24 protein-coding genes and 3 pseudogenes are annotated in these 23,979 nt (G+C 61.7%); 5 read left to right on the plus strand and 22 right to left on the minus strand.

Annotated elements, in window-relative coordinates; all coding sequences use genetic code 11:
• Positions 1 to 54: 54 nt before the first annotated feature.
• The 3 genes from PSEMO_RS05000 to PSEMO_RS05010 form a co-directional block, all read right to left on the minus strand.
• On the minus strand, positions 55 to 645 hold the full coding sequence (locus tag PSEMO_RS05000; RefSeq protein WP_003465041.1) for a TetR/AcrR family transcriptional regulator: 591 nt from the start codon (positions 643 to 645) through the stop codon (positions 55 to 57).
• Positions 646 to 726: 81 nt separating this feature from the next.
• Positions 727 to 1,404, minus strand: coding sequence for a GntR family transcriptional regulator (locus tag PSEMO_RS05005; RefSeq protein ID WP_016487046.1), 678 nt, complete (start codon positions 1,402 to 1,404; stop codon positions 727 to 729).
• 69 nt (positions 1,405 to 1,473) lie between these two features.
• Positions 1,474 to 2,208 (minus strand): SDR family NAD(P)-dependent oxidoreductase, encoded by a 735-nt coding sequence (locus tag PSEMO_RS05010; protein ID WP_016487047.1) that lies wholly within the window; start codon positions 2,206 to 2,208, stop codon positions 1,474 to 1,476.
• A 228-nt stretch (positions 2,209 to 2,436) separates the two neighbouring features.
• Between PSEMO_RS05010 and PSEMO_RS05015 the strand changes: the two genes are divergently transcribed.
• The 3 genes from PSEMO_RS05015 to PSEMO_RS05025 are packed head-to-tail and all read left to right on the plus strand — an operon-like array spanning position 2,437 to position 5,908.
• Positions 2,437 to 3,468, plus strand: a complete 1,032-nt coding sequence (locus tag PSEMO_RS05015) for an ABC transporter substrate-binding protein (RefSeq protein ID WP_016487048.1) — start codon at positions 2,437 to 2,439, stop codon at positions 3,466 to 3,468.
• Positions 3,469 to 3,521: 53 nt separating this feature from the next.
• The gene (locus PSEMO_RS05020) at positions 3,522 to 4,589 is read left to right on the plus strand and encodes a phosphotransferase (RefSeq protein ID WP_016487049.1); all 1,068 of its coding nucleotides are present in this window, start codon (positions 3,522 to 3,524) and stop codon (positions 4,587 to 4,589) included.
• The gene (locus tag PSEMO_RS05025; RefSeq protein ID WP_016487050.1) at positions 4,586 to 5,908 is read left to right on the plus strand and encodes an aspartate aminotransferase family protein; all 1,323 of its coding nucleotides are present in this window, start codon (positions 4,586 to 4,588) and stop codon (positions 5,906 to 5,908) included. Before PSEMO_RS05020 ends, PSEMO_RS05025 begins: the two co-directional genes overlap by 4 nt.
• A gap of 4 nt (positions 5,909 to 5,912) precedes the next feature.
• Here the strand turns inward: PSEMO_RS05025 and PSEMO_RS05030 are convergent, their stop codons facing one another.
• From PSEMO_RS05030 to PSEMO_RS05095, 14 genes and pseudogenes are all read right to left on the minus strand, one after another.
• Positions 5,913 to 6,668, minus strand: coding sequence for an ABC transporter ATP-binding protein (locus tag PSEMO_RS05030; protein ID WP_016487051.1), 756 nt, complete (start codon positions 6,666 to 6,668; stop codon positions 5,913 to 5,915).
• Positions 6,662 to 7,063, minus strand: a pseudogene (locus PSEMO_RS05035) (FecCD family ABC transporter permease); the annotation flags it as partial. The gene PSEMO_RS05030 and the pseudogene PSEMO_RS05035, both read right to left, overlap by 7 nt.
• Positions 7,064 to 7,335: 272 nt before the next feature.
• Positions 7,336 to 7,986, minus strand: a pseudogene (locus tag PSEMO_RS05040) (FecCD family ABC transporter permease); the annotation flags it as partial.
• Positions 7,983 to 9,152 carry an ABC transporter substrate-binding protein gene (locus PSEMO_RS05045; RefSeq protein ID WP_016487053.1) on the minus strand — a complete coding sequence of 390 codons (1,170 nt, stop codon included), beginning with the start codon at positions 9,150 to 9,152 and terminating at the stop codon, positions 7,983 to 7,985. The gene PSEMO_RS05045 and the pseudogene PSEMO_RS05040, both read right to left, overlap by 4 nt.
• A 20-nt stretch (positions 9,153 to 9,172) precedes the next feature.
• On the minus strand, positions 9,173 to 11,548 hold the full coding sequence (locus PSEMO_RS05050; RefSeq protein ID WP_016487054.1) for a TonB-dependent receptor: 2,376 nt from the start codon (positions 11,546 to 11,548) through the stop codon (positions 9,173 to 9,175).
• 97 nt (positions 11,549 to 11,645) lie between these two features.
• The gene (locus PSEMO_RS05055; protein ID WP_016487055.1) at positions 11,646 to 12,623 is read right to left on the minus strand and encodes a FecR domain-containing protein; all 978 of its coding nucleotides are present in this window, start codon (positions 12,621 to 12,623) and stop codon (positions 11,646 to 11,648) included.
• A pseudogene (locus PSEMO_RS05060) lies at positions 12,624 to 12,944 on the minus strand (sigma-70 family RNA polymerase sigma factor); the annotation flags it as partial.
• A 33-nt stretch (positions 12,945 to 12,977) separates the two neighbouring features.
• On the minus strand, positions 12,978 to 13,535 hold the full coding sequence (locus tag PSEMO_RS05065; RefSeq protein ID WP_003100847.1) for a recombinase family protein: 558 nt from the start codon (positions 13,533 to 13,535) through the stop codon (positions 12,978 to 12,980).
• Complete coding sequence (locus tag PSEMO_RS05070; RefSeq protein WP_003100853.1) at positions 13,529 to 13,900, minus strand: hypothetical protein; 372 nt, start codon at positions 13,898 to 13,900, stop codon at positions 13,529 to 13,531. The genes PSEMO_RS05065 and PSEMO_RS05070 overlap by 7 nt, the downstream gene beginning before the upstream one ends.
• Positions 13,897 to 14,397: a hypothetical protein gene (locus PSEMO_RS05075; RefSeq protein ID WP_003100856.1), complete on the minus strand. Its 501-nt coding sequence runs from the start codon at positions 14,395 to 14,397 to the stop codon at positions 13,897 to 13,899. Before PSEMO_RS05075 ends, PSEMO_RS05070 begins: the two co-directional genes overlap by 4 nt.
• Positions 14,394 to 14,720: a hypothetical protein gene (locus tag PSEMO_RS05080; protein ID WP_003100858.1), complete on the minus strand. Its 327-nt coding sequence runs from the start codon at positions 14,718 to 14,720 to the stop codon at positions 14,394 to 14,396. The genes PSEMO_RS05075 and PSEMO_RS05080 overlap by 4 nt, the downstream gene beginning before the upstream one ends.
• A 254-nt stretch (positions 14,721 to 14,974) precedes the next feature.
• Positions 14,975 to 15,331: a cupin domain-containing protein gene (locus PSEMO_RS05085; RefSeq protein WP_003465043.1), complete on the minus strand. Its 357-nt coding sequence runs from the start codon at positions 15,329 to 15,331 to the stop codon at positions 14,975 to 14,977.
• Positions 15,332 to 15,567: 236 nt separating this feature from the next.
• Positions 15,568 to 15,954: a HepT-like ribonuclease domain-containing protein gene (locus tag PSEMO_RS05090; RefSeq protein ID WP_003100872.1), complete on the minus strand. Its 387-nt coding sequence runs from the start codon at positions 15,952 to 15,954 to the stop codon at positions 15,568 to 15,570.
• Positions 15,951 to 16,217, minus strand: a complete 267-nt coding sequence (locus tag PSEMO_RS05095) for a nucleotidyltransferase family protein (protein WP_016487057.1) — start codon at positions 16,215 to 16,217, stop codon at positions 15,951 to 15,953. The genes PSEMO_RS05090 and PSEMO_RS05095 overlap by 4 nt, the downstream gene beginning before the upstream one ends.
• A gap of 182 nt (positions 16,218 to 16,399) precedes the next feature.
• Here PSEMO_RS05095 and PSEMO_RS05100 point away from each other — a divergent pair, with 182 nt between their 5' ends.
• Complete coding sequence (locus PSEMO_RS05100) at positions 16,400 to 19,366, plus strand: Tn3-like element ISPa38 family transposase (RefSeq protein WP_016487058.1); 2,967 nt, start codon at positions 16,400 to 16,402, stop codon at positions 19,364 to 19,366.
• 6 nt (positions 19,367 to 19,372) lie between these two features.
• Here PSEMO_RS05100 and PSEMO_RS05105 read toward each other — a convergent pair whose 3' ends face one another.
• The gene (locus PSEMO_RS05105) at positions 19,373 to 20,284 is read right to left on the minus strand and encodes a zinc-binding alcohol dehydrogenase family protein (protein ID WP_016487059.1); all 912 of its coding nucleotides are present in this window, start codon (positions 20,282 to 20,284) and stop codon (positions 19,373 to 19,375) included.
• Positions 20,285 to 20,359: 75 nt separating this feature from the next.
• Here PSEMO_RS05105 and PSEMO_RS33420 point away from each other — a divergent pair, with 75 nt between their 5' ends.
• Complete coding sequence (locus PSEMO_RS33420) at positions 20,360 to 20,527, plus strand: hypothetical protein (RefSeq protein ID WP_016487060.1); 168 nt, start codon at positions 20,360 to 20,362, stop codon at positions 20,525 to 20,527.
• Between the two features lie 204 nt (positions 20,528 to 20,731).
• Here PSEMO_RS33420 and PSEMO_RS05115 read toward each other — a convergent pair whose 3' ends face one another.
• From PSEMO_RS05115 to msrB, 4 genes are all read right to left on the minus strand, one after another.
• Entirely contained in the window at positions 20,732 to 21,700 is a 969-nt protein-coding gene (locus tag PSEMO_RS05115; protein ID WP_003464971.1) for a magnesium and cobalt transport protein CorA, read from the minus strand.
• Positions 21,697 to 22,401: a glutathione S-transferase N-terminal domain-containing protein gene (locus PSEMO_RS05120; RefSeq protein ID WP_003464969.1), complete on the minus strand. Its 705-nt coding sequence runs from the start codon at positions 22,399 to 22,401 to the stop codon at positions 21,697 to 21,699. Before PSEMO_RS05120 ends, PSEMO_RS05115 begins: the two co-directional genes overlap by 4 nt.
• 140 nt (positions 22,402 to 22,541) lie before the next feature.
• Positions 22,542 to 23,081, minus strand: coding sequence for a peptide-methionine (S)-S-oxide reductase MsrA (gene msrA / locus PSEMO_RS05125; RefSeq protein WP_003464967.1), 540 nt, complete (start codon positions 23,079 to 23,081; stop codon positions 22,542 to 22,544).
• Position 23,082: 1 nt separating this feature from the next.
• Complete coding sequence (gene msrB / locus PSEMO_RS05130; protein WP_003464965.1) at positions 23,083 to 23,526, minus strand: peptide-methionine (R)-S-oxide reductase MsrB; 444 nt, start codon at positions 23,524 to 23,526, stop codon at positions 23,083 to 23,085.
• Between the last annotated feature and the right edge of the window lie 453 nt (positions 23,527 to 23,979).

Here is a 23,979-nt window from a genome sequence, read left to right on the forward strand (position 1 = left end):
GTGAATGTTGCTTTATATAAATGACCAGTCGTCTTATTAATGAGGAAAAAAAACTCACTCCAATAGCCGAGGCAAGACCATCGATACGAAACGCTGCAGAGGTGCACCGTCGCGCAGGACCTTGCCGCGCATGACCGCACCTTCCCAGCCTTCGACGATGACACTGGCCAGCGCTTCGGCGTCGTGAGTTTCAGAGAGTTCGCGGCGCTGCTGCGCTTCACGCAGGCAGCTCGCGAGCAAACCTTCCCAGCGCGCCAGCACATCGGCCAGACGCTTGCGGGTTTGTTCGCTGCCATTGGACATTTCCAGGGACAGGTTGCCAATCAGGCAACCCAGGCTGTATTCATGCTCGCCGTGCTCGAGCACCAGGGCCTGGAAGAACTGGCCGATGCGCTCCAGCGGCTTGACCCGGGCGTCGTAGAAGATCGGCCCGTGGCGGGTTTCGATCGAGGTCCAGTATTCCTCGAGGATCTCTGCCGCGAAGTCTTCCTTGCTGGCGAAGTAGTTGTAGAAAGAGCCCTTGGGAATCTCGGCAGCGGCGGTGATGTCCTGGACGCCGCAGCCGTTGAAGCCACGGTTGTGAACCACCTGGCGGCCAATCGACAGCAAACGGGATCTGACTTCGAGGTTGACCGGGCGAGCCATGACAGAGACATCCAGTGATGAGAAAGTTTTAATAAACTAACTGGTCATCTATGTTTCGTCAACAGTCGAATTGACTGCCAATCAGTCCGCCTGCGCCATCTCGATGTACTCGAGCATCTTCTCGTTGCCATCGAGAATGTCACGGCAGATGGCCGCCCGTGCCGCCGCGCCATCGCGGCGCTTGAGTGCGTCGAGCACTTCCCAGTGATGGTCGATGGCCATGCGCTCGTTGAAGTTGCCATAGGCACGGGCGATCAGTGGGCCGGTGCGCATCCACAGGCTATCGAGCAAACCCGCCAGCACCGGCATGCGCGCGATGGTGGTCAGCGCGTAGTGAAATTGCTGATTGCACTTGAGAGCGGCTTGCAAGTCCTGGGCGTTGATCGCGGCGATGTTGTTTTCGATGCAGGCTTGCAGGTCTGCGAGTTCGCTGTCGGTCACCAGCGCGGCGGCCGTCTCCGCAGCCAGGCCTTCAAGCGCCAGGCGGATGCTGCGGATCTCGCCGTATTGCGCGGCGGTGAGGATGGGTACGCGGATGTCACGCGGGGTCTTGAGGATCAGCGCCTGTTCCTTGGCCAGTTGCAGGATCGCGTCGCGCACCGGTGTGACGCTGGTGCCCAGTTGTTCGGCCAGGTCGCGGATGCGCAGGCGGTCATCGGGCTGGAAACGCCCGGTGATCAGTGCCTCGCGCAGCAACTCGTAGATGCCACTGCCCAGGTAAGAGTGATTGAGGGTTTGAATAGGGTAGGGGTTGCTCATTGATCGCTCATCTGCGGCGGATGCCCGGCCCGAATGATGGAAGTTTCCGGCCGGGATTTCCAGATTATTTCAGACGTGCTGACCACCGTTGACATGAATCTCCGAACCGTTGATGTACGACGCGCCTCGGGTGCAGAGGAAATGCACCAGGGATGCGACTTCTTCCGGCTTGCCCAAGCGGTGCATGGGGATCTGCTGATCGACGATCAGTTCGGTCCCGGCAGACAGGATCGACGTCTCGATCTCACCCGGTGCAATCGCATTGACCCGCACACCGTGTGGCCCGAAATCATGGGCCATTTCCCGCGTCAGTGCGGCCAGTGCAGCTTTCGAGCAGGCGTAGGCGACCCCGGCAAACGGGTGCACCCTGGAACCTGCAATCGAGGTGACGTTGATCACCGAGCCTTGCGCCGCCTTGAGCTCATCGAACAGCCCTTGGGCCAGTAACGCCGTGGAAAACAGGTTGACGTTGAACACGCTGAGCCAGGTGGCGTAATCGGATTCCAGCACGCCCAATCGTGCGCCGGCTTCGCCTTTGGGTGAAATGCCGGCGTTGTTCACCAGGGCATCGAGGCGTCCGCCGAGTTTCTCCCGGATCAATGGCAGGCTGCGGCGCACTTCGTCGATGTCTTCCAGGTCCAGGTGGATGTGGTTCAACTCGCCTTCAGCCCAGGGGCAGCCTTCGGTCCAGTTCTGTCGCGAGGCCGTAAACACGCGCCAGCCCGCAGCGTTGAAGTGCTTCACCGTGGCATGGCCGATGCCACGGCTCGCACCGGTGAGGAGGAGGGTTCGTTGCTCGGTCATGCAGGCGCTCCTGAGGAAGGGGTGGAGTGGTGAGACTATACCAGTAAAAATTATGATGCATCATATTCTAAATATGTTACTAATGAGCTGCGCCTCGGAATCATCGCCGTGCGCCGGCCACTAGGTGCAAGACACCCGGCGCTGACCGAAATATTGCTGCCAAAAACAAAAAAACCACCTGCCATCCCTTAGCTGCCGCTCACGCACGTAGCGAATTCGGAGAGACGCATGAACAGCAAAATCGCAACTGTACTGATGCTTGGAATGCTTGCCGGCCCTTTGAGCGCCGCTGAAAAACTGACCGTGGTGTCCTTCGGCGGCAACAACCGCCAGGCCCAGGAAAAAGCCTTCTACAAACCCTTCACCTCGGAAAAGAAAGTGGCGATCACGGCCGATGACTACAACGGCGAAATGGCCAAGATCCGGGTCATGGCCGACACCGGGAAAACCAGCTGGGACGTGGTCGAGGTCGAATCCCCCGAGCTGTTGCGCGGTTGTAGCGAAGGCCTGTTCGAGCCATTGGACTGGTCGCGCATCGGCAAGAAAGAAGATTTCATCCCGGCCGCCGTCAGCGATTGCGGGGTGGGTATCTTCATCTGGTCTACCGTTCTGACATACGACCCGAAAAAACTCGCCAGCGCGCCACAGGGCTGGGCGGATTTCTGGGACGTGAAGAAATACCCCGGCAAGCGCGGCCTGCGCCGTGGCGCCAAGTTCACCCTGGAGTTCGCCCTGTTGGCCGATGGCGTGGCCAAGGAAGATGTCTACACCTTGCTCGGCACCGAGGAGGGCGTGCAGCGGGCCTTCCGCAAACTGGATCAGATCAAGCCCGACATCCAGTGGTGGGAATCCGGCGCGCAGCCGTTGCAATGGCTGGCGGCAGGCGACGTGGTGATGACTTCGGCCTATAACGGGCGTGTCACCTCGGCGCAGGCGGAGGGACAATCGTTTGAAATGCAGTGGAATGGCAGCCTGTACGACCTGGATCACTGGGCCATCGTCAAAGGCTCGCCGAAGAAGGCCCTGGCGGAAAACTTCATCGCGTTTGCCAGTGCACCGGTTCAGCAGAAGCACTTTGTCGAGGCCATTCCTTATGGGCCAAGCAACACCAAAACCGTGGCACTGGTCGATGAGGCGGTGGGCAGCAAACTGCCGACTTCACCGGATAACCTGAAGAACGCCCGGGCCACGGATGCCGAGTTCTGGATCGACCACGGCGAAGACCTGGAAGAGCGTTTCATCGCTTGGGCCAACAAGTAATGCAAGGGGCCTGCGCGAGCAGGCCACATCACCGAAGCGAGGAGTCATGAACAATGCCGCTTGAGAAAGTATCGGCGCAACCCTGTCTGCTGGAGGCGGCCCCTGCCCGTGTCAGTGACGGGCAGGTCCTTGGGGTCCTTGCGCAGCACTACGCGATCAGCGGAAAACTCGAGCAACTGGGCGGCGAGCGCGACCTCAATTTCCGGGTCATGCTCGCGGACGGTACGTCGCGTCTGTTCAAGTTGTCGCATCCATTGGAAAACCCGCAGGTCGTGGACTTCCATAACCAGGCCATGCTCCAGATCGAGCGTAACGATCCGGCGTTGCCGGTGCAGCGTGTCTTTGCATCACTCGGCGGGCGATTCGTGGAGCCGGTCGAAATCGAAGGCCAGCGCATGTTGGTCCGTCTCCTGTCCTTCGTTGACGGCTTGCCGCTGCACCGCGTCGCCCACACATCGGTGAATTTCAGGCAGAACCTGGGCCAAGCGCTCGCCCGGTTCGACCTGGCCCTGGACGGCTTCAGCCATCCCGCTGCCGGGCACGTCCTGCTGTGGGACATGCAACACGCCCAGCGCCTCAGGCCCCGGCTGAAACACATCGAGCCGGGCGTTCGTCGCGACCGGATCGAACACAGCCTGGACCGCTTCGAATCCCAGGTACTGGGCAAGTGCGCCACGCTGCGCCACCAGGTGATCCATAACGACATGAACCCGCACAACATCATCGTCGATCCGGATCAGCCCGATGTGTTGCGCAACATCCTGGATTTTGGCGACATGGTCCACGCGCCGTTGGTCAACGAGGTCGCGGTCGCGGCATCGTACCAATTGGGGGTGGCGGGCGACGTCCTGGCCCCGGCGCTGGACATGATCCGCGCCTATCACCAGGTCAATCCCCTCACCGGCGAAGAATTGCAACTGCTGCCGGTGCTGATCTCCACACGCCTGGCGTTGTCGTTGTGCATCAATTATTGGCGGGCCGACCTGCACCCGGACAATCGCGAGTACATCCTGCGCAACTCATACCGCGCCCAGGATGCCCTGGCGGGATTGTCCGCAATGGCACCCGCCGAGATCCACGACAGAATCCTTGCCGCTTGCACCCAGGAGGTTGGCGCATGAGCATGATCAACGGTTTCACTTCTGAAGATGCCGATCGCCTGTCAGACAAGGAAAAACGCCTTGTCGAACGCCGGGCACGGTTGCTCGGCCCGGCCTATCGACTGTTCTACGAACACCCCTTGCACACGGTGCGCGGCGAGGGCGTGTGGCTGTACGACGAACAAGGCCGGCGGTATCTGGATGCCTACAATAACGTGGCGTCGGTGGGGCATTGTCATCCCCGGGTGGTCGAGGCGATCAGCCGGCAGGCCGGGCAACTCAACACCCACACTCGCTACTTGCAGGAGGGCATGCTCGATTACGCCGAGCAACTGCTGGGCACCTTTCCCGAGTACCTCGAGCGGGTCATGTTTACGTGCACCGGCAGCGAGGCCAACGATCTGGCGTTGCGCATCGCCAAACAGTTTACCGGCGGCACCGGCGTGATCATCACCCGCTTCGCGTATCATGGCGTCACGGGTGATATCGCCGAGCTTTCTCCGTCGCTCGGCCCGAGCATGGTTCTGCCACCCCACGTGCGCACCGTTCGCGCCCCCGATGCTTATCGGCTGGGTGCGGATCAAGTGGCCTCGACCTTCGTGGCTGACGTCCGTGCGGCCATCGATGACCTGCGCAAACACGGCATTCGTCCGGCGGCGATCCTGCTCGACGGCATTTTCGCCAGCGATGGCGTCTTTGCGGGCCCAACCGGCTGCATCGCCGAAGGGATCGCATTGGCCCAGGCCGAAGGCCTGTTGTACATCGCCGATGAAGTCCAGTCCGGCTTCGCCCGCACTGGCCTGAACATGTGGGGTTTCCAGCGGCACGACGTGCGCCCCGACCTCCTGACCCTGGGCAAGCCGATGGGCAACGGCCACCCCATCGCCGGCCTGGTCGGTCGAGCGCAAGTGGTCGATCACTTTGGCCAGAACATGCGCTACTTCAACACCTTTGGCGGCAACCCGGTGTCCTGCGCAGCGGGGCAGGCCGTGCTGGACGTCATCCGTGACGAACAGTTGCAGCAGCGCTCGCACACCCTGGGTGAATGTCTGTTGACGGGGTTGCGGGAGCTGGCCGAGCGTTACCCGATCATCGGCGATGTGCGCGGTGCCGGGATGTTCCTGGGGGTCGAGCTGGTGACCGATCGCGCCACAAAAGCGCCTGCCGCCACGCAGACCCGTCAGGTGGTCAACGCGATGCGCGAGCAGGGCGTATTGATCAGTGCTGCCGGGCCGCTGGAAAACGTGCTGAAGATTCGCCCGCTGCTGGCCTTCGAACAGGAGCATGCGCACTTGCTACTGGAAGCGGTCGGCACGGCGCTGGAAGGGCTGCAGCCGTAGCGGTTCAGACGATATCGTCGATCAGGATATGGTGCTGCCCACGGCTGCAGCGTTCGATGCGCGCCTCGACCTTGTACACCGCGCGCAGCATCTGCTCGTTGATCACTTCATGGCTCGGGCCGCTGCCCTGAGCGGTGCCATCGGCGATGACCAGCACCTGATCGGCGAAGCGCAAGGCCTGGTTCAGGTCATGGATGGCGATGAACACGATGACTTCGCGCTTTCGCGCCAGGTCGCGCATGAAGTTCAGCACCTGGACCTGGCGGTGCATGTCGAGGGCGCTGGTGGGCTCGTCCATCAGCAGGATCTGCGGTTCGCGCACCAGCGTCTGGGCGATTGAGACCAGTTGTTGCTGGCCGCCGCTGAGTTCACCCAGGTTGCGGAATGACAGCGGCGTAATGCCCAGGGCGTCGAGGATCTCATCGACCAGTTTCAGTTCGTCATCGTGGACCACCCAACCCGGTGTCAGTTGCTTGCGCGCCAGCAGCACCGATTCGTACACGGTCAAACGGGCGCTGGCGTTGAGGCCCTGGGGCATGTAGCTGATGCCTTTCATGCCTTTTTCCGCGCCTTGCAGCTTTACCTCGCCGGGCCCGTCGATCAGCCCTGCCATGCGTTTGAACAGGGTCGATTTACCTGCGGCATTGGGCCCGACCACGGCGACCACCTGGCCGCCGACAAACTCGGTGGTGGTCACACCGCTGATGATCGTGCGCTGGCCATAGCTGGCGCCGAGGTCTTGCAGCTGGATCGTTACCATGAGTTTTTCTTTGCGCCGAGAATCAGAGAGATAAAGAACGGTACGCCGATCAGGGACGTGACCACGCCGATGGGGAAAATCGCGCCGGGGATCAGGGTTTTGCTGACCACCGAACTCGCCGACAGGATCAGTGCGCCGGTGAGCAACGAGGCCGGCAGGAAGAAACGTTGGTCTTCGCCAATCAGCATCCGCGCGATGTGCGGGCCGACCAGCCCGATAAAGCCGATGGTGCCGACGAAGGCCACGGGAAACGCAGCGAGCAGGCTGACCATGATCAGCGTCTGGAAACGCAGGCTGCGCACGTTGATACCGAAGCTGGCCGCCTTGTCATCCCCCAGCCGCAGGGCGGTGAGCGCCCAGGTGCGCCTGGCGAAAATCGGCAGGGTGATCAGGATCAGGGGTTCGGGGAGCAATGGAACAGTAAACGCACTTAAGCCCAGTACCTGCCCGCAAACCAGCGCTCTGTCTGGGGAGTACGATAAAACCACCGTTTTATGAAACCGTTTCCGCTATCGCGAGGAAAGGTCACCAACACCCGAAAATCAGTGCAATAAACCTTTCTCACGAATCAAAGTTCGTTAATTCGCAGTCGCTGACGAGTAAAACGAACTCTAATTCGGCTTACGTTGGTTTTCAGTTCCATTGCTCCCCAACCCCCGATCACCACACAGATCACGCCCAGCTTGGGCCAGGTCGCCTTGGTCAGGCTGCCCATGGTCCAGAACACGACGGCGGCCACGGCTTGCTCGGTGGCAAAAAACTGCACGAGTGCGAGCAACGCGTTGAACGTGAACACCAGGGCAATGCCGAGCAGCACGATGGTTTCGGCGGTGACGCCACGGCGCAGGCTCAAGAAGTGGATCAGCAGGGCGCAGAGCATGGCCATGATGAACGCGTTGGCCGGCACCATGTACTGCGCTGCCAGCGGAAACAGCGCCACACCGAACGCCAGCCCCATGGCGGCGCCGAAACTGGCTGCCGCGGAAATGCCCAGGGTGAACGGGCTGGCCAACGGGTTGTTGAGGATGGTCTGCATCTGCGCCCCGGCCAGCGATAACGCCGCGCCCACGGCGACCGCCATCAGTGCCACGGGCAGGCGAATATCCCACATCACCACCCGCACCTGCGGCGCGGCGCTGTCCGGTGAAAGCAGCGCACCGAGCACTTCGCCCAGGCTGTAGCTGGCCGGGCCCAGGGCCAGGTCAAGCAACACACTGCCCAACAACAGCAGCGTCAGGGCGCCGAGGATCAGGCGTTTGCGCACCACCAGGCGGCGGTAGGTGTCGCGCTGGACCATCGTATCGTTGATCGCATTCATGGCTTGATCTCGGGTTCGCCCAGGCTGACGAAATAGCCAGGCTCGTAGGGCACCGGCAGGAAGCGCTCATGCAACTCGCGAAACGCGGCTTGCGGATCGAGGTCTGCAAACAGCGTCGGATGAAACCATTTGGCCAGTTGCTGGATGGCCACGAACTGATAGGGGCTGTTGTAGAACTGGTGCCAGATGGCGTGGAAGGCCTGGCTGTCCTGCGCCTTGATTCCGGCATAGGCCGGGCGACCGGTGTACCAGGCCAGTTTGCGTCGGGCCTCGGCCATGTCCGCGCCCGGACCCACACCCACCCAATGCCCGCCCGGGGCGAAGGCTTCCCAGTTGGCGCTGGTCACGACAATCTGGTCAGGGTTGGCGACGATCACCTGCTCGGCGTTCAACTGGCCGAAGGTCGTGGGGATGATGTCCCTGGCGATGTTGTCGCCGCCGGCCATTTCGACGAAGCGGCCAAAGTTCTCGTTGCCAAAGCTCAGGCAGCAATCGTCGGTGTAGCCGCCGATGCGCTCGATGAACACCTTGGGGCGCGCAGGTTGGTGCGCGGCAATCACGTCGGTGACCCGGCGAATCTGCTGGTTGCGGAACGCGATGAACGCTTCGGCGCGTTGCTCCTTGCCGAACAATTGGCCGAACAGGCGCATGGTCGGCTCGGTGTTCTGCATCGGGTAGTTGCGAAAGTCGACGTACACCACGGGAATGCCCAGGGCGTCGAGCTTCTCGATGTAGCGCGCATCTTCGGTCGCGTGCTGGGCCTCGATATTGAGGACAATCACATCGGGGCGCTGCGAGATCGCTTGCTCGATGTCGAAGGTGCCGTCTTCAAACCCGCCGAAGGTGGGGATGTCGGCAATGCCCGGAAACTTGCGCAGGTAGGCGTTGTAGGTGTCGGGATCGGACTGGATGAGGTCCTTGCGCCAGCCGACGATACGCTCGATGGGGTTTTGCGTGTCCAGCGCCGCCACCAGGTACAACTGGCGGCCTTCGCCGAGAATCACCCGTTTGACTGGCAGGTTTACCTTGACCTTGCGCCCGAGCAAATCGGTCACGGTGCTGCGTGTGTCAACCGCTTCGTTGGCCAATGACGCCAGTGAAACCCCCAGCAATCCAGCAAACAGCAGCGCGGCCAGGGCGTGGCTGCGTCGAACAATGGTGAGCATGATCAAGGCCTTTGCATGTGTCAGAAATCGACCGTGGCCGACAGGAGCAGGGTGCGTGGTGAACCCTGGGAAAATGCGCCGTAGGAGGCGACTCCCGACCAATATTCACGGTCGAAAACGTTTTGCACCGTGGCGCGAAAGGTCGTGGGTCGCTGAGCGATACGCGTGGCGTATCGAGCGCCGACATCGATGCGCGTCCACGGGGCCAGTTCCTGGGTGTTGGCCTGGTTGACGTATTGGCTGGCGGTGTAGATCGCGCCGCTGGTGAGTGTCAGCCCTTCGGCCCAGGGCGTGTCCCACTCGGCCCAGAGGTTGGCTTGCACGTCGGGCACGCCCACCGGTTTGTTACCACGGTTGGCCGCCACGCTGGTCCTGGTCAGTTGTCCGTCCAACAGCGTCACGCCACCGAGCAGGCGCGTGCCTTGGGCAATTTCGCCCGACATGTTCAGCTCCACGCCGCGATTGCGCTGTTCACCCTGGACGGCGAACACCCCGGAAGACAATTCGCCGCTGGGCTTCTTGATCTGGAACAGGGCCAGGCTCGACATGAAGCTGCCGTAATCGAGCTTGACCCCGACCTCCTGCTGGCGCGACACGTAGGGGGCAAAGATTTCGCCGGCGTTCGAAGCGGTGCTGGGGGCGACGTCCCCCTTGCTCAGGCCTTCGATGTAGTTGTAGTAGAACGACACGTGATCCCAGGGCCGCAGCACGGCCCCGAACAACGGCGTGGTCTTGCCATCGTCATAGGCTGAAGTGACTGCACCGGCGGCGTTGTAGTTGTGGGACTGGATGTTCTGCTTGCGCAGGCCCAGGGTCACTTGCACGCGCTGGTCGAGTATCGACAGGGTGTCGGCCAGGGCGATGCCGGACAACTCGGTCGCCGACACTTTGGGCGTGGCCGGCTCGGCAATCGCGGGTTTGGGGCGATGGACCGGGTGGTAAATGTTCGACAGCACCGCAGGCCCGGACAAAATGCCCCGGGATAATTCATCGCGATAACGCGTCACTTGCAGGGCGGTGCTGTGGCTCACGGGACCGGTGTCGAATCGCAGGCGCGCACCGGCGTCGACCGTGTAGCGCCGGACTTCGAACTTGTAATAACCGGGGATCGACGAGGTGTCGCCTGCGGCGTTGATGATCGTGGGCGTCTGGTCGGACATGCGTGCGACCTTCGACTGGCCACCGCCTGCATGGGCGAACACCGTCAGTTGGTCGTTGAGGTCGTATTCACCGCTGAGCAGGGCCGACTTGTCGCGGGTGCTGGACCAGCCCCAGTCCTGGCTGACGCTGGTCCGGCCGTTGGCGGCAGAAGGGATTTGCACGCCCGACGCGATCAGGAACGGTCGGGACGCGGCGTCAAACCGTTCTTCCTGGCTCACCAGGTCCAGGCTGGTGCGCAGGCGATCTCCTTGATAATCCAGGGACAGCGCGCCGACGCCGACCTCGCGGTCCTGATCGTCGATCACCGTGTCACCTTGCTGCACGCTACCGTTGAGGCGCATACCGAATCGGCGCTCCTCGCCAAAGCGTCGACTGAGGTCCAGGTGACCGCCCAGTTGGGCGTCCTGGGCGTAACTGGCGGTGAATCGGGTCAGGTCTTCATCGAGAGAACGCTTGGGCACCACGTTGATCACGCCGCCCACGGCACTGTTGGGCGACATGCCGTAGAGCAGCGCGCCGGGCCCCTTGACCACTTCGATGCGTTCGGCGTATTCGGTGAACACCCGGTAGTTGGAGGCCACGCCATAGACGCCGTCGAAGGCCAGTTCGCCCAGGTTGCCTTCACCGACGGGAAATCCCCGGATGAAGAACGAGTCGACGATGCCACCGGTCTGGCCGGTGGAGCGCACCGATGAGTCGCGCTCCAGCACATCACCCACGGTCTTTGCCTGTTGATCCTTGATCAGCGCGGCGGTGTAGGTGCTGACGCTGAATGGCGCATCCATCACGGCGGTGTTGCCGAGCATGCCCAGACGGCTGCCAGTCGCCACCTGGCCGCCCGGATACACCGGTGGCAGGCTGTCACTGCGTGTGTCGATGCCGTCGATGGTGGTTTCCTCGAGGGTGACCCGACGTTGCACCAGTGTGTAACTGCCGTCGCTGCGCAGGACCATGTCCAGGCCACTGCCGGCGAGCAAGCGGGTCACGGCTTCGCGGGTCGAGCAAGATCCGGTTAGCCCCGGGCTGATCAAGCCCTCGGTCAGTGAAGGTTCGAACGACAGGGCGATGCCGGCATCCACGGCGAAGCTCGACAGCGTTGCGCCCAGAGGTCCGGGGGCGATGTTGTAGGCATGGACCACGACCGAATCCAGTTGCACCGGCGCGGCTGCCATCGCCAACGGGCAGGCAGCGCTGATCAGGGTCAGGCTCAGCAGCGCGCGGCAAATGACAGGCATGGATGGATGACCCTGTGGCGAGAGGCAATGGAGGTTTCTGTACAGGCCAGCCGAGATCGAAAAAAGTATCAGCCAGCGGCAGATTTTTTTTGGAGACTCAGGCCGGGGACAAGGTGACCCAGTACCCTCGCAGATGAGCGGTGGCGGTGACCGGGTAGGTTTGCACCAGCATGTTCAAGGTGCGCTGGCTGTCGCTGATCGGAAAAGCGCCGGAAATGCGCAGGTCGGCAATCGCCGGGTCGAACCTGACGAAGCCGTGGCGATAGCGGGTGACCTCAGCGACGAAATCCGCCAGGCGCATCTTGTCCGCCATCAGCATGCCCTGGGTCCAGGCGCTGGCGTTACGGTCAGTGGGGTTCGCCGCGCCAAAGGCCTGTGCGGTGAATGCCATGCGTTGTCCGGCATTGACGATCAGGGACTCGGCCTGGCGGTTCTCGGCCAGCACCACTTTGACGGCGCCTTCCAATACCGCAAGGTGGGTGAACGGGCTCAATTGGCGGACGATGAAACGCGTGCCCAGGGCCTGCATGTGGCCCTGTGCGGTACTGACCAGGAAGGGCCGGGCCAGGGGGGAATTGTCCGTGGCGGTCTGCACCAGGATCTCGCCTTCGCGCAGGCGGATCAGGCGCTGCTGGCTGTCGAACAGCACATCGACGGCGGTATTGGTGTTCAGGGTGATGCGAGAGCCATCGGCCAGGGTCCACTCGCGTCGTTCGCCGACGGCGGTGCGGTAATCGGCCGTCCACTGCTGCGATTGCGCCAGTTTCCAACTGCCCCAGCCTACCGGCATCACCGCCAGCAACAATGCCAGCTTGCCGAGGGCCGCACGGCGTTCCGGGTTGCTCGGTCGATCCAGCGCTGACATCGCCAGCGAAGGTGGCAGGCCGCCCAGTTTGCTTTGCAGCAACTGCGCCCGAGCCCAGGCGCGATCACGCTCGGGGCTGCTGACCTTCCAGTGTTCCCACTCGGCGCGTTCGCTGTCGCTCAGGTCGTTTTCACTCAGGCGCATCAGCCATTCGGCGGCTTCTTCGAGGACTTCAGGGGGCAGCGGCGGGTCTTTGCGCAGGATGAGCATTCATTCCACCAGCATCAGGCACTGCACGAACGCCTGCTTCATGTAGCGCTTGACGGTGATCAGCGACACGTCCAGTTGATCGGCGATGTCCTGGTATTTCAGGCCATTGAGCTGCGACAGCAGGAACGCCCGCTTGACCAGCGGCGGCAAGGCATCGAGCATCGCGTCGATTTCGTGCAGGGTCTCCAGCACCACGAAATGGGCTTCCGGGGAGGGGGCTTCCTGCGGCGGCAGGTTGGCGAGGGCGTCAAGGTAGGCGCGTTCCAGTGCCTTGCGCTGGTACCAGTTGATCAGGATGCCCTTGGCCACACAGCTGAGGTAGGGGTCGTCTCAGAAAACGGAAAATAAAGCACGCTAAGCGTGCGTGGAGGCTGGCACCCAGCGGTACAGCGTCGGAATGGACACGCCGAGGTTCTTGGCCACGTCCTTGGGCGGCACCCCGCTGGCCAGCAGCTTCTTGGCCGACTCGATCTTGCTGTCGGTCATCTTCGGCTTGCGGCCGCCTTTGCGGCCGAGCTGCTTGGCGACTTCCAGCCCGGCGCGGGTGCGCTCGACGGTCAGCTCGCGCTCCATTTCGGCAAGGCTCGCCATGACGTGGAAGAAGAACCGCCCGGATGGTGTGCCGGTGTCGATGGAGTCGGTGAGGCTCCTGAACTGGACACCGTGCTTGTGCAGATCGCCGACCAGATCGACCAGTTGCTTGACCGACCGGCCCAGCCGGTCGAGCTTCCAGACGACCAAAGTATCGCCTTCGCGCAGCATTTCGAGCGTCTTGGCCAAGCCAGGCCGGTCTGCCCGCGTGCCACTCACCTTGTCCTCGAAGACCTTTTTACATCCGGCCTTGCTCAAGGCTTCGCGTTGCAGCTCCAGGTTCTGATCCTGCGTCGAGACGCGCGCATAGCCAATCAACATGGCTTGTCTCGCGCCCGGTCGATGCGTTCCTGCATCGCCTGCATCACTTCTTCGTGGGTGTACGATCTGGCGTTGGCGTCGGTGGCTTGCCGCAGGGCTTCCTCAACCTCGCGCGTCATCCGCTCGTAATCCTCCGGCCACAGCGCTTGCTCCATGCGCAGCGACGCCTGACCCAGCAGGTGCAGCAGGCTGAACAGCCGCATGTCGTTGGTGGCGACGATGCGCTCCCGAATCTGCTCCTGAATAGCTTCGCTAGCCCGATGCGCTTGTGGTGTGGCAGTCCCCTCGTAGTCAGCGGGGAATTCCGCTTCCTCGGCAATCCTTGCCCAGGCGCTGGCCAGCGCCTCGATGGTTGACGTGCTCATTTCCGCCGCTCCTGTGCTCTTTGGCGAATCAACCGGCCAAGGGGCCTCGACGCGAAAACCAGCAGCATCACGCCTATCGGATACCAGGTCGAGAAGACCACCAAGGCATCGAAGGCTGGCCGTCCGGTGTTGGTAGGCAGTACGGCGGTCACAGCCATCAACCCGCCGACCGTCCAGATGATGCGCCACACGTAGGGCATCACGCGGGGCACGTAGCCGTCATCGAAAGCGGTCTGGTAGTAGCGGCGCAGGCCGCGCTCGGCAAGCGCCTGGCGCTGCCGCTCCGACAGCGCATCCGTCCGGCCATACCAGCGCCGGAATGGTGGACAGCGCAGCAGCAAAGGGGTGAAGAGGATCATCACCGCCACGATCGCGACACCCCACGCCATGACGGCGCCGGCATCGGGCCGCTTGGCGTTCTCGATCACGGGCGCGAAGACGCCCGGAGCACCGATCATCCAGAACAGCGCAATGTGCTGATGGAAGGAGAGCTTCATTTGCTCATCCACTTGCGCAGCAGGCGCTTTTTCAGGGAGGCGCGTTCTTGCGGGTTGCGTCCCTTGTGATTGGCGATGCGATCCGCCGTGGCGGCCTGGCGCTTGACGGGCCAGTAGGAGCGGCCATCCTTGCCCATCGACCAGACGCTGCTGGCCTGGTTTTCCAGCAGGGGCAGATGGGCGCTCAGGGCTTCGGGCGACGCGCTGGTCAGCGCCGTGCGCTCACGGGTGCGCCAGCGCTGATGCCAGAGCTTCTTGTCCTCGCGCTCGCTGCCGCAGGTCGTGTGCCCGACGATGGGTGTTTTGCGGCGGCTGCGGCTCATAACGTAGTGGTCTCCAAGAACATTCAGGACTGATCCCAGGCGTCGATGGTCAAGACCTGATCGGCAGGACAGGCGGCTACGCGGTCGGGAACTGGATGGTGTTCAGTCTCATGCCGACCCCATTCGATTGATCGCGTCGCTTGCGGCACGCTGCGACGCAAGGAGGTTTGCGACCTGGTTTAGCAGCCGTGTCCGCTGCATGTCTGTTACCTATCTCCCCGACCGCTCATTGGACCAACTCCAGAGATTGGGCTCTATCGCTCAGCCAATACGAAACCGGCATTGGCTGATGCCACAACCGAGACGAACACAAATGGCTCGGTACCTGTATTTCGCGCCCCGTGCACTTGGCCCGGTCTTGCCACGGCTATCTCACCTTCCCTGAGGGCACGAACAATCCCATTGCCCTGAAAGTAATCAGCCATTCCCGACAAAACAGTCCACGTGTCTTGGCCGTGAGGATGAATGTGAGCCGCAATTTCCTGCCCGGGATGGACATGCCAAACCACGATAATTGAGTCTCGGGTTTCAAGCACAACGGAACGAATAGGCTCGCCTTCGGACGGCTGAACATACTCGGCTACAGAAAATATTCTCGATTCAACAGTCATCGGAGATCCCTCTTTCACAGTGCCCCCAGACAGGCTGGATATGAGTTCTAACTCGAATTTGAACGGGAGGCTGGTCGTGCGGTCGTGCAGTTGCCGATGAGCGTGTCGGCTGCTGCCTCCTTGCCCACCAGCGAACTCACGTCCGTTGCGGCCATCCAGAAGGTCTTGCCCGAGCGCGGCTCATAGGTCGCGGGATCGAACACGCCAGAGGGGCCGAACATCGGCGGCTTGATTGGTCATGGCTCCATGCCTTTGTCGTTACGGTCTTCATCGTCGGCATCCTGACGCACGGCGGGCAATTGCTGGAGCAACGCCGGCAGCCATTCCTGTACCGTCTCCCACACCACATCGAGGTTGATGTCGAAATAGCCGTGAGCCATGCGATTACGCATATTGCGCATGCTGCGCCACGGCACGTCGGCATGCGCCTGGGTGAACTCGACGTAGCCATCCATCACCTTTGTGGCCGCCTCGCCGATGACGATCAGGCTCATGATGACGGCCTGCTGGGTGCGCTTGTCGGCCAAGAAGTCGTCCTTGGCCATCCCTTCCACGAAGCTGCGCGCATCGGTTGCGGCCTGCTGAATGTGGTCGAGGTAATCGGGCAGGCGGTTCTCGCTCATATCGGTTGCGCCTCCGCGAGCACCTTGGCCCGGAACTTCGGCGGCAGGTCGCCGGGAGTCAGCAGATCGACGTCAACGCCGAGCAGCGATTTCAGTTCTTCTTCCAAATCGCCCAAGTCCAACAACGTGGCACCGGGCAGCGCATCGACCAACAGGTCGAGGTCGCTGCCATCCCGGTCGGTGCCATGCAGCACCGAGCCGAAGACGCGCGGGTTCGCGGCGCGAAAGCGGCCTACCGCTTCACGCACTGCGCTTCGCTTCATGTCAAGCACAACAGACGGTCGCATGGGCATCCTTTCTTATCGAAACTCGTTGAGATGATATGCAATCAAGAATAGAATTTCAAGAACTATTTTCGAGAATCGCAATGCCTTGATTCCCGTGCCGCGCCGGTTGCCTTGGCGGGCTTGTCACAAACCTACGTTTTCAAGAAGAAGGAAACCGCATGCCCCGCCGTTCGATCCTCTCCGCCGCCGAGCGCGAAAGCCTGCTGGCGTTGCCGGACACCAAGGATGAGTTGATCCGTCACTACACGTTCAGCGAAAGCGACCTCTCCATCATCCGGCAGCGGCGCGGCCCGGCCAATCGGCTGGGCTTCGCGGTGCAGCTCTGCTACCTGCGCTTTCCCGGCGTCATCCTTGGCGCTGATGAGCCACCGTTCCCGCCATTGCTGAGACTGGTCGCCAACCAGCTCAAGGTCGGCATCGAAAGCTGGGACGAGTACGGGCAGCGTGAGCAGACCCGACGCGAGCACCTGGTCGAGCTGCAAACGGTGTTCGGCTTCCAGCCGTTCACGATTGGCCACTACCGGCAGGCTGTCCAGTTGCTGACCGAGCTGGCCATGCAAACCGACAAGGGCATCGTGCTGGCCAGAGCCTTGATCGAGCACCTGCGGCGGCAGTCGGTCATTGTGCCCGCCCTCAACGCCGTCGAGCGGGCGAGCGCCGAAGCGATTACCCGCGCCAACCGGCGTCTCTACGACGCCTTGGCTGAGCCGCTGACGGACGTGCATCGCCGTCGCCTCGACGATCTGCTCAAGCGCCGCGACAACGGCAAGACGACGTGGCTGGCCTGGCTGCGGCAATCCCCGGTCAAACCGAACTCGCGGCACATGCTGGAACACATCGAACGCCTCAAGGCGTGGCAGGCGCTCGACCTGCCCTCCGGCATCGAGCGGCTGGTTCACCAGAACCGGCTGCTCAAGATCGCCCGCGAGGGCGGCCAGATGACGCCCGCCGACCTGGCGAAGTTCGAGCCGCAGCGGCGTTACGCGACCCTGGTGGCGCTCGCCATCGAGGGCATGGCCACCGTCACCGACGAAATCATCGACCTGCATGACCGCATCCTGGGCAAGCTGTTCAATGCCGCCAAGAACAAGCATCAGCAGCAGTTCCAGGCATCCGGCAAGGCGATCAATGCCAAGGTGCGGCTGTTCGGGCGCATCGGCCAGGCGCTGATCGAGGCCAAGCAAGCGGGCCGCGATCCGTTCGCCGCCATCGAGGCCGTCATGTCCTGGGATGCTTTCGCCGAGAGCGTCACCGAAGCGCAGCGGCTCGCGCAACCCGAGGACTTCGATTTCCTGCACCGCATCGGCGAGAGCTACGCCACGCTGCGCCGCTACGCGCCGGAATTTCTCGACGTGCTCAAGTTGCGGGCCGCGCCCGCCGCCAAGGACGTACTCGACGCCATCGAGGTGCTGCGCAGCATGAACAGCGACAACGCCCGCAAGGTGCCCACCGACGCGCCGACCGAGTTCATCAAGCCGCGCTGGCAGAAGCTGGTGATGACCGACACCGGCATCGACCGGCGCTACTACGAACTGTGCGCGCTGTCGGAGCTGAAGAACGCGCTGCGCTCCGGCGACATCTGGGTGCAAGGCTCGCGCCAGTTCAAGGACTTCGAGGACTACCTGGTGCCGCCCGCGAAATTCGCCAGCCTCAAGCAGGCCAGCGAATTGCCGCTGGCCGTGGCCACCGATTGCGACCAGTACCTGCATGACCGGCTGACGCTGCTGGAAACGCAGCTCGCCACCGTCAACCGCATGGCGCTGGCCAACGAGCTGCCGGACGCCATCATCACGGAGTCGGGCCTGAAGATCACGCCGCTCGATGCGGCGGTGCCCGATACCGCACAGGCCCTGATCGACCAGACGGCGATGATCCTACCGCACGTCAAGATCACCGAATTGCTGCTGGAGGTAGACGAATGGGCGGGCTTCACCCGGCACTTCGCCCACCTGAAGTCAGGCGACCTGGCCAAGGACAAAAACCTGTTGCTGACCACGATCCTCGCCGACGCGATCAACCTGGGCCTGACCAAGATGGCGGAATCGTGCCCCGGCACGACCTACGCCAAGCTGGCCTGGCTGCAAGCCTGGCACATCCGCGACGAAACCTACGGGGCGGCACTGGCCGAGCTGGTCAACGCGCAGTTCCGACATCCCTTCGCCGAGCATTGGGGCGACGGCACCACGTCATCGTCGGACGGCCAGAACTTCCGAACCGGCAGCAAGGCAGAGAGCACCGGGCATATCAATCCGAAGTATGGAAGTAGCCCTGGGCGGACGTTCTACACCCATATCTCCGACCAGTACGCGCCGTTCCACACCAAGGTCGTGAACGTCGGCGTGCGCGACTCGACCTACGTGCTCGACGGCCTGCTGTATCACGAATCCGACCTGCGGATCGAGGAGCACTACACCGACACGGCAGGGTTCACGGACCACGTCTTCGCGTTGATGCACCTGCTGGGCTTCCGCTTCGCCCCGCGCATTCGTGACCTGGGCGACACCAAGCTCTACATCCCGAAGGGCGATGCCACCTACGAGGCGTTGAAACCGATGATCGGCGGCACGCTCAACATCAAGCACGTCCGCGCCCATTGGGATGAAATCCTGCGGATGGCCACCTCGATCAAGCAGGGCACGGCGACGGCCTCGCTGATGCTCAGGAAGCTTGGCAGCTACCCGCGCCAGAACGGCCTGGCCGTCGCCCTGCGTGAGCTGGGACGCATCGAGCGCACACTGTTCATCCTGGACTGGCTGCAAAGCGTCGAGCTGCGCCGCCGCGTGCATGCCGGGCTGAACAAAGGCGAGGCGCGCAACGCGCTGGCCCGCGCCGTGTTCTTCAACCGCCTGGGGGAAATCCGCGACCGCAGCTTCGAGCAGCAGCGCTACCGGGCCAGCGGCCTCAACCTGGTGACGGCGGCCATCGTGCTATGGAACACGGTCTATCTGGAGCGGGCCGCGAACGCCTTGCGTGGCCACGGTCAAGCCGTCGATGACGGCCTGTTGCAGTACCTGTCGCCGCTCGGCTGGGAGCACATCAACCTGACCGGCGATTACCTCTGGCGCAGCAGCGCCAAGATCGGCGCGGGCAAGTTCAGGCCGCTACGGCCGCTGCAACCGGCTTAGCGTGCTTTATTTTCCGTTTTCTGAGACGACCCCAACCAGCGCTGCCATCGCATCCAGAATCTCGCCCTGCTCATTCATGTCGGGCGTGCCGTAGATCGACCGCGTGAACATCAGCTCGTGGTGGATCGACACCGCCTTGCGCTTGAAAACCATGATATCGAATGCCTTGGGATCGTCGATCAGTCCGAACCGTCCTTGTGGGGCGATCAGTTCGGCGATGTCGGCGACATGTTGCTCGGTATGTGTGGTCGAAAAGACGAAAGCGGGAGCACCGATGCCGAGTTCGGCGATCTGTGGCGCGAGCGGACGAGAATGGTCGATGACGTGGTGAGCTCCAAGCCCTCTTACCCACTCTTGGGTTTCCGGTCGAGAGGCTGTGGCGATGACGGTGAGGTCCGTGCGCTGTCGCGCGATCTGGACGGCGATCGACCCAACCCCGCCCGCGCCACCGATGATGAGGATCGCCTCCGCCGCACCGGGTACGGGCTTCGCCACGTCCAGGCGGTCGAACATCGCCTCCCAGGCCGTCAACGTCGTCAGCGGCAGCGCCGCCGCTTCCGCCCAGGAGAGCGACGCAGGTTTGTGACCGACAATCCGGGCGTCGACGAGATGGAACTCCGCATTGGTACCGGGCCGTGTGATCGATCCGGCATAATAGACCTCGTCGCCTAACTCGAACTGCGTGACGTCGGGGCCGACCTCGCGCACAATCCCGGCGGCATCCCATCCCAGCACCTTCCAATCGCCATCTGCCGGCGGCGTGCTGTTGCGGACCTTGTAGTCGACCGGGTTGACCGAGACGGCCTTCACCTCAACCAGGATATCGTATCCTGCAGCGACAGGCCGAGGCAGATTGATGTCGACCAGCGCGGCATCCGCGGCGATGGGTCCCGGAACCTTGTAACCAATGGCTTTCATAAATGTCTCCAGCTTGCTTGATCGGATGACGCGAATGCTCGTTAGTCAACTTCTTCTACATTGAGGTCCCGACTCTTGAACTGGGTCGCGGTAGCAGATTTCATCGAACACGTCGATCAACAGGCCCTTATGCTCGGTCGCCGGATCGGTGATCGCGTAGAGGGTGGAGGCGTTATCGCCATCATCACCGCTTCCGAGGCGAAACGCCGCGTCGACGCAGATGCCGCACGGACCGATGGTTGATCCTGGCTCGAGATCGACGAGATTGCTGTCCTTGACGCGCTATTCGCGGTCTTAGCCCTTGGCGATGAAGGACTGAACTGCTTGTAGAGCGTCGGTCAGCTGCTATGTCATGGACGCACCTTCATCTTGAGTTGGATTGGACAAGCTTCCGTATAAGGCCCGCTGTAACCGTCAGATGACGGCGAAGAAAACGATGGGCAGTATTCACAGCCACTTAGCCTTCTTGAAGCGCACAAATAGGAAAACGCACGATATCGCTATCACTCCGAGCACGACAAAGTATCCGTAGGCCGTGTCCAGCTCCGGCATGTGCTTAAAGTTCATGCCGTATATTCCAGCGATCGCCGTCGGGACTGCCAGTATTGCCGCCCAAGCCGCCAGCTGGCGGGTGATCACCCCCGTCCTTTGCGCTTCAAGAAGGCTGCTGGCCTCAAAGACCGTGGACAGGACAAGCAGGAGGCCGTCGACCATGGACTGCACGCGGTGGACATGGTCCGCGACGTCGTGGAAATATGGTGTCATTTCGGCGCTGATGCAGGGAAAGTGGCCGCGAACGAGCTTTCGCACCAGCTCGGCCATAGCCCCGAGCGTGCGCTGGAACCGCGTGAGTTCGGACCTTAGTTCGAAGATTCGCGCCACCTCTTCTGGCCCGAGGAAATCGTGCAGCGACCGTCGCTCCATCGCCAGGACGTCGTCCTCGATCATTTCGAAGATGGGCAGATACTGGTCGACCACGCGATGCAAGATCGCGTGCAGCACATAGTCGACACCCTTGCCGAACTGCGTCGGCGATGCCTCGAGTTGCTCCCGAAGTTTGCCCAGCGCTCCGGCATTGCCGTGCCGCACGGTGATAAGGTGATTGTGACCGGTGAAGATCGCCATCTTGCCGTAGCTGATCCGGTCGCCGACCAGCTCGGCGGTCTGCGCGACGACGTACAACTCATCGTTGTAGACCTCGAGCTTGGGCGGGCACAGCGGGTGCATCGCGTTGTCGATCGCCAACGGATGAAGATTATATGTCCTTTGGATCGCGAGTAGTTCCTCGGGGGTGGGTTCGCTAAGCGCGATCCAGCAGAAGCCCGAGCGACTCTCGCCCAACTTGACGTGCTCATCGAGCGCGATTTCGCGAACTCGCTTGCCTTCGTTGTAATAATAGGCGGCGATGATGCTCATGCTGGCCTCGCGGGAATGTGGAGGCCACGCTGGACGGCCGGTCGAGCCAGCCCGCGTCCAAGCCATGCGCGGACGTTCGAAAAGCTGCTGAGGCCAAGGATGTCACCCGCAGCGTAGAATTCCACCAGCGCATTCACCCAGCCGAGCGTCGCGATGTCCGCGATCGAATAGTCGTCGACGATCCAGTCGCGGCCTTCCAGCCGGCGATCCAGAATCCCCAGCAGACGCGTGGATTCGTCGATAAAGCGCTGTTGCGGCCGCTTGTCCTCATAGTCCTTGCCGCCAAATCGCAGGAAGAAGCCGAGCTGACCGAACATCGGCCCGATGGCCGACATCTGAAAGAACACCCACGCTAGGGTCTCGTAACGCTGGCCTGGTTCGGTGGAGATGAACTGACCCGTCTTGTCGGCCAGATAGAGGAGGATCGCACCGGATTCCCATAAGGCGATGGGTCTACCGTCAGGGCCAGCCGGATCGATGATCGCCGGTATGCGTCCGTTCGGGTTCAGCGACACGAACGCCGGATCCTTCGACTCGTTGTTCGAGATGTCGATCAGGTGGGGCTCGTACGCCAGGCCAGTCTCCTCAAGCATGATCGAGACCTTGACGCCATTGGGCGTAGGGGCTGCGTAGAGTTGCAGGCGATCGGGATGAGATGCCGGCCAGCGCTGCGTGATCGGAAAGGACGAGAGGTCTGGCATAAATCTGCGATCCTGGTGTTGCGATGGCGACTGACTGGAACGAGCCGTCACTCTGAAGTAGGGTTCGATGACCGCGTCGCTGAACGACGCGGTCACGAAGATTGCGGACCGGATCGGCGCAGTGGCAACGGCAGTGAAGCCTATTCCGCCGCGGTCCCGGCCGCTGGCTGTACGTCGTCAACCTTTTGGCGCTTCGGAAGCACCCAGCCGGGACGGACGAAGTGGCAGGTGTAGCCGCCCGGGCGCTTCTCCAGATAATCCTGGTGATCGGGCTCGGCCTCCCAGAACTCGCCGACCGGCTGGACCTCGGTCACCACTTTGCCATCCCACAGCCCCGAGGCATCCACATCGGCGATCGTATCCTCGGCGACGCGCTTCTGCTCCTCGTCGACATAATAGATGCCCGACCGGTAGGAGAGCCCACGATCATTGCCCTGGCGGTTCAGCGTCGTCGGATCGTGGATCTGGAAGAAGAATTCCAGGATGTTCCGGTAGCTCGTCACTGTCGGGTCGAAGACAATCTCGATCCCCTCGGCATGCGTGCCGTGATTACGATACGTGGCGTTCGGAATATCGCCGCCCGTGTAACCCACACGGGTCGAGATGATGCCGGGCCGCTTGCGGATCAGATCCTGCATGCCCCAGAAACATCCTCCTGCGAGAACAGCGCGCTGATGCATGTTAAGCCTCCTCTACTTGATCGAGATATTCACCGTATCCCTCGGACTCCATCTCGTCGCGCGGGATGAAGCGAAGGGACGCTGAGTTGATGCAGTACCGCAGACCGCCGCGGTCGGAAGGACCATCGGGGAACACATGGCCGAGATGACTGTCTGCGTGTACTGACCTGACCTCCGTCCGGACCATGCCGTGTGCGCTGTCCCGCACCTCGTTCACGTTTGCCGAAACGATCGGCTTGGTGAAGCTGGGCCAGCCAGTACCCGAATCGAACTTGTCCGTCGAAGCGAACAGTGGCTCTCCCGACACTATGTCGACGTAGATGCCAGGCTCCTTGTTGTCGTTGTACTCGCCCGTGAAGGGCCTTTCGGTGCCCGCCTCCTGGGTAATTCGGTGTTGCTCGGGAGTCAGGTGGTCGATTGCTGTCTGTGACTTTTCAAACTTCATTACAGTCTCCAATACTTATCTAGAGGGCCAGGCACGCTACCGCTAATTTTTTATGTCTCCTGATTTGCTCCTACAATGGTAGTGGGATGGCAAACGAGGTTTTACTAAGTGTTGGAAAATTAGAGATTTAAATTTCGCGTCTATTAATTCTAGCGCAACTGAGTGGTTAAGCAAGTACGTAATCAGTAAATATTAAAAAAATAACACAAAAGCACGATTATATAATACAGTGTCAGTGTTTTATGATAATCAACAACGCCTGTTTAGATGCTGGTAGATGCGAATTTTTTGGCGTACAGTCAAAATTTTCTGATGGTTGCTTAGTGTGTTGGCGCTGATGGAAAATTGACCCACCCTGCCGATTGAAATTTGACCCAGGGCGGATTGCTGATTTTGTTACCAGCAACTGTGGATAAGTCTACCAGCGCAGCTGCTGTTGCCCCCACTCCTTCG

Source organism: Pseudomonas putida (genome assembly GCF_001941965.1).
GTDB classification, from domain to species: domain Bacteria; phylum Pseudomonadota; class Gammaproteobacteria; order Pseudomonadales; family Pseudomonadaceae; genus Aquipseudomonas; species Aquipseudomonas putida_L.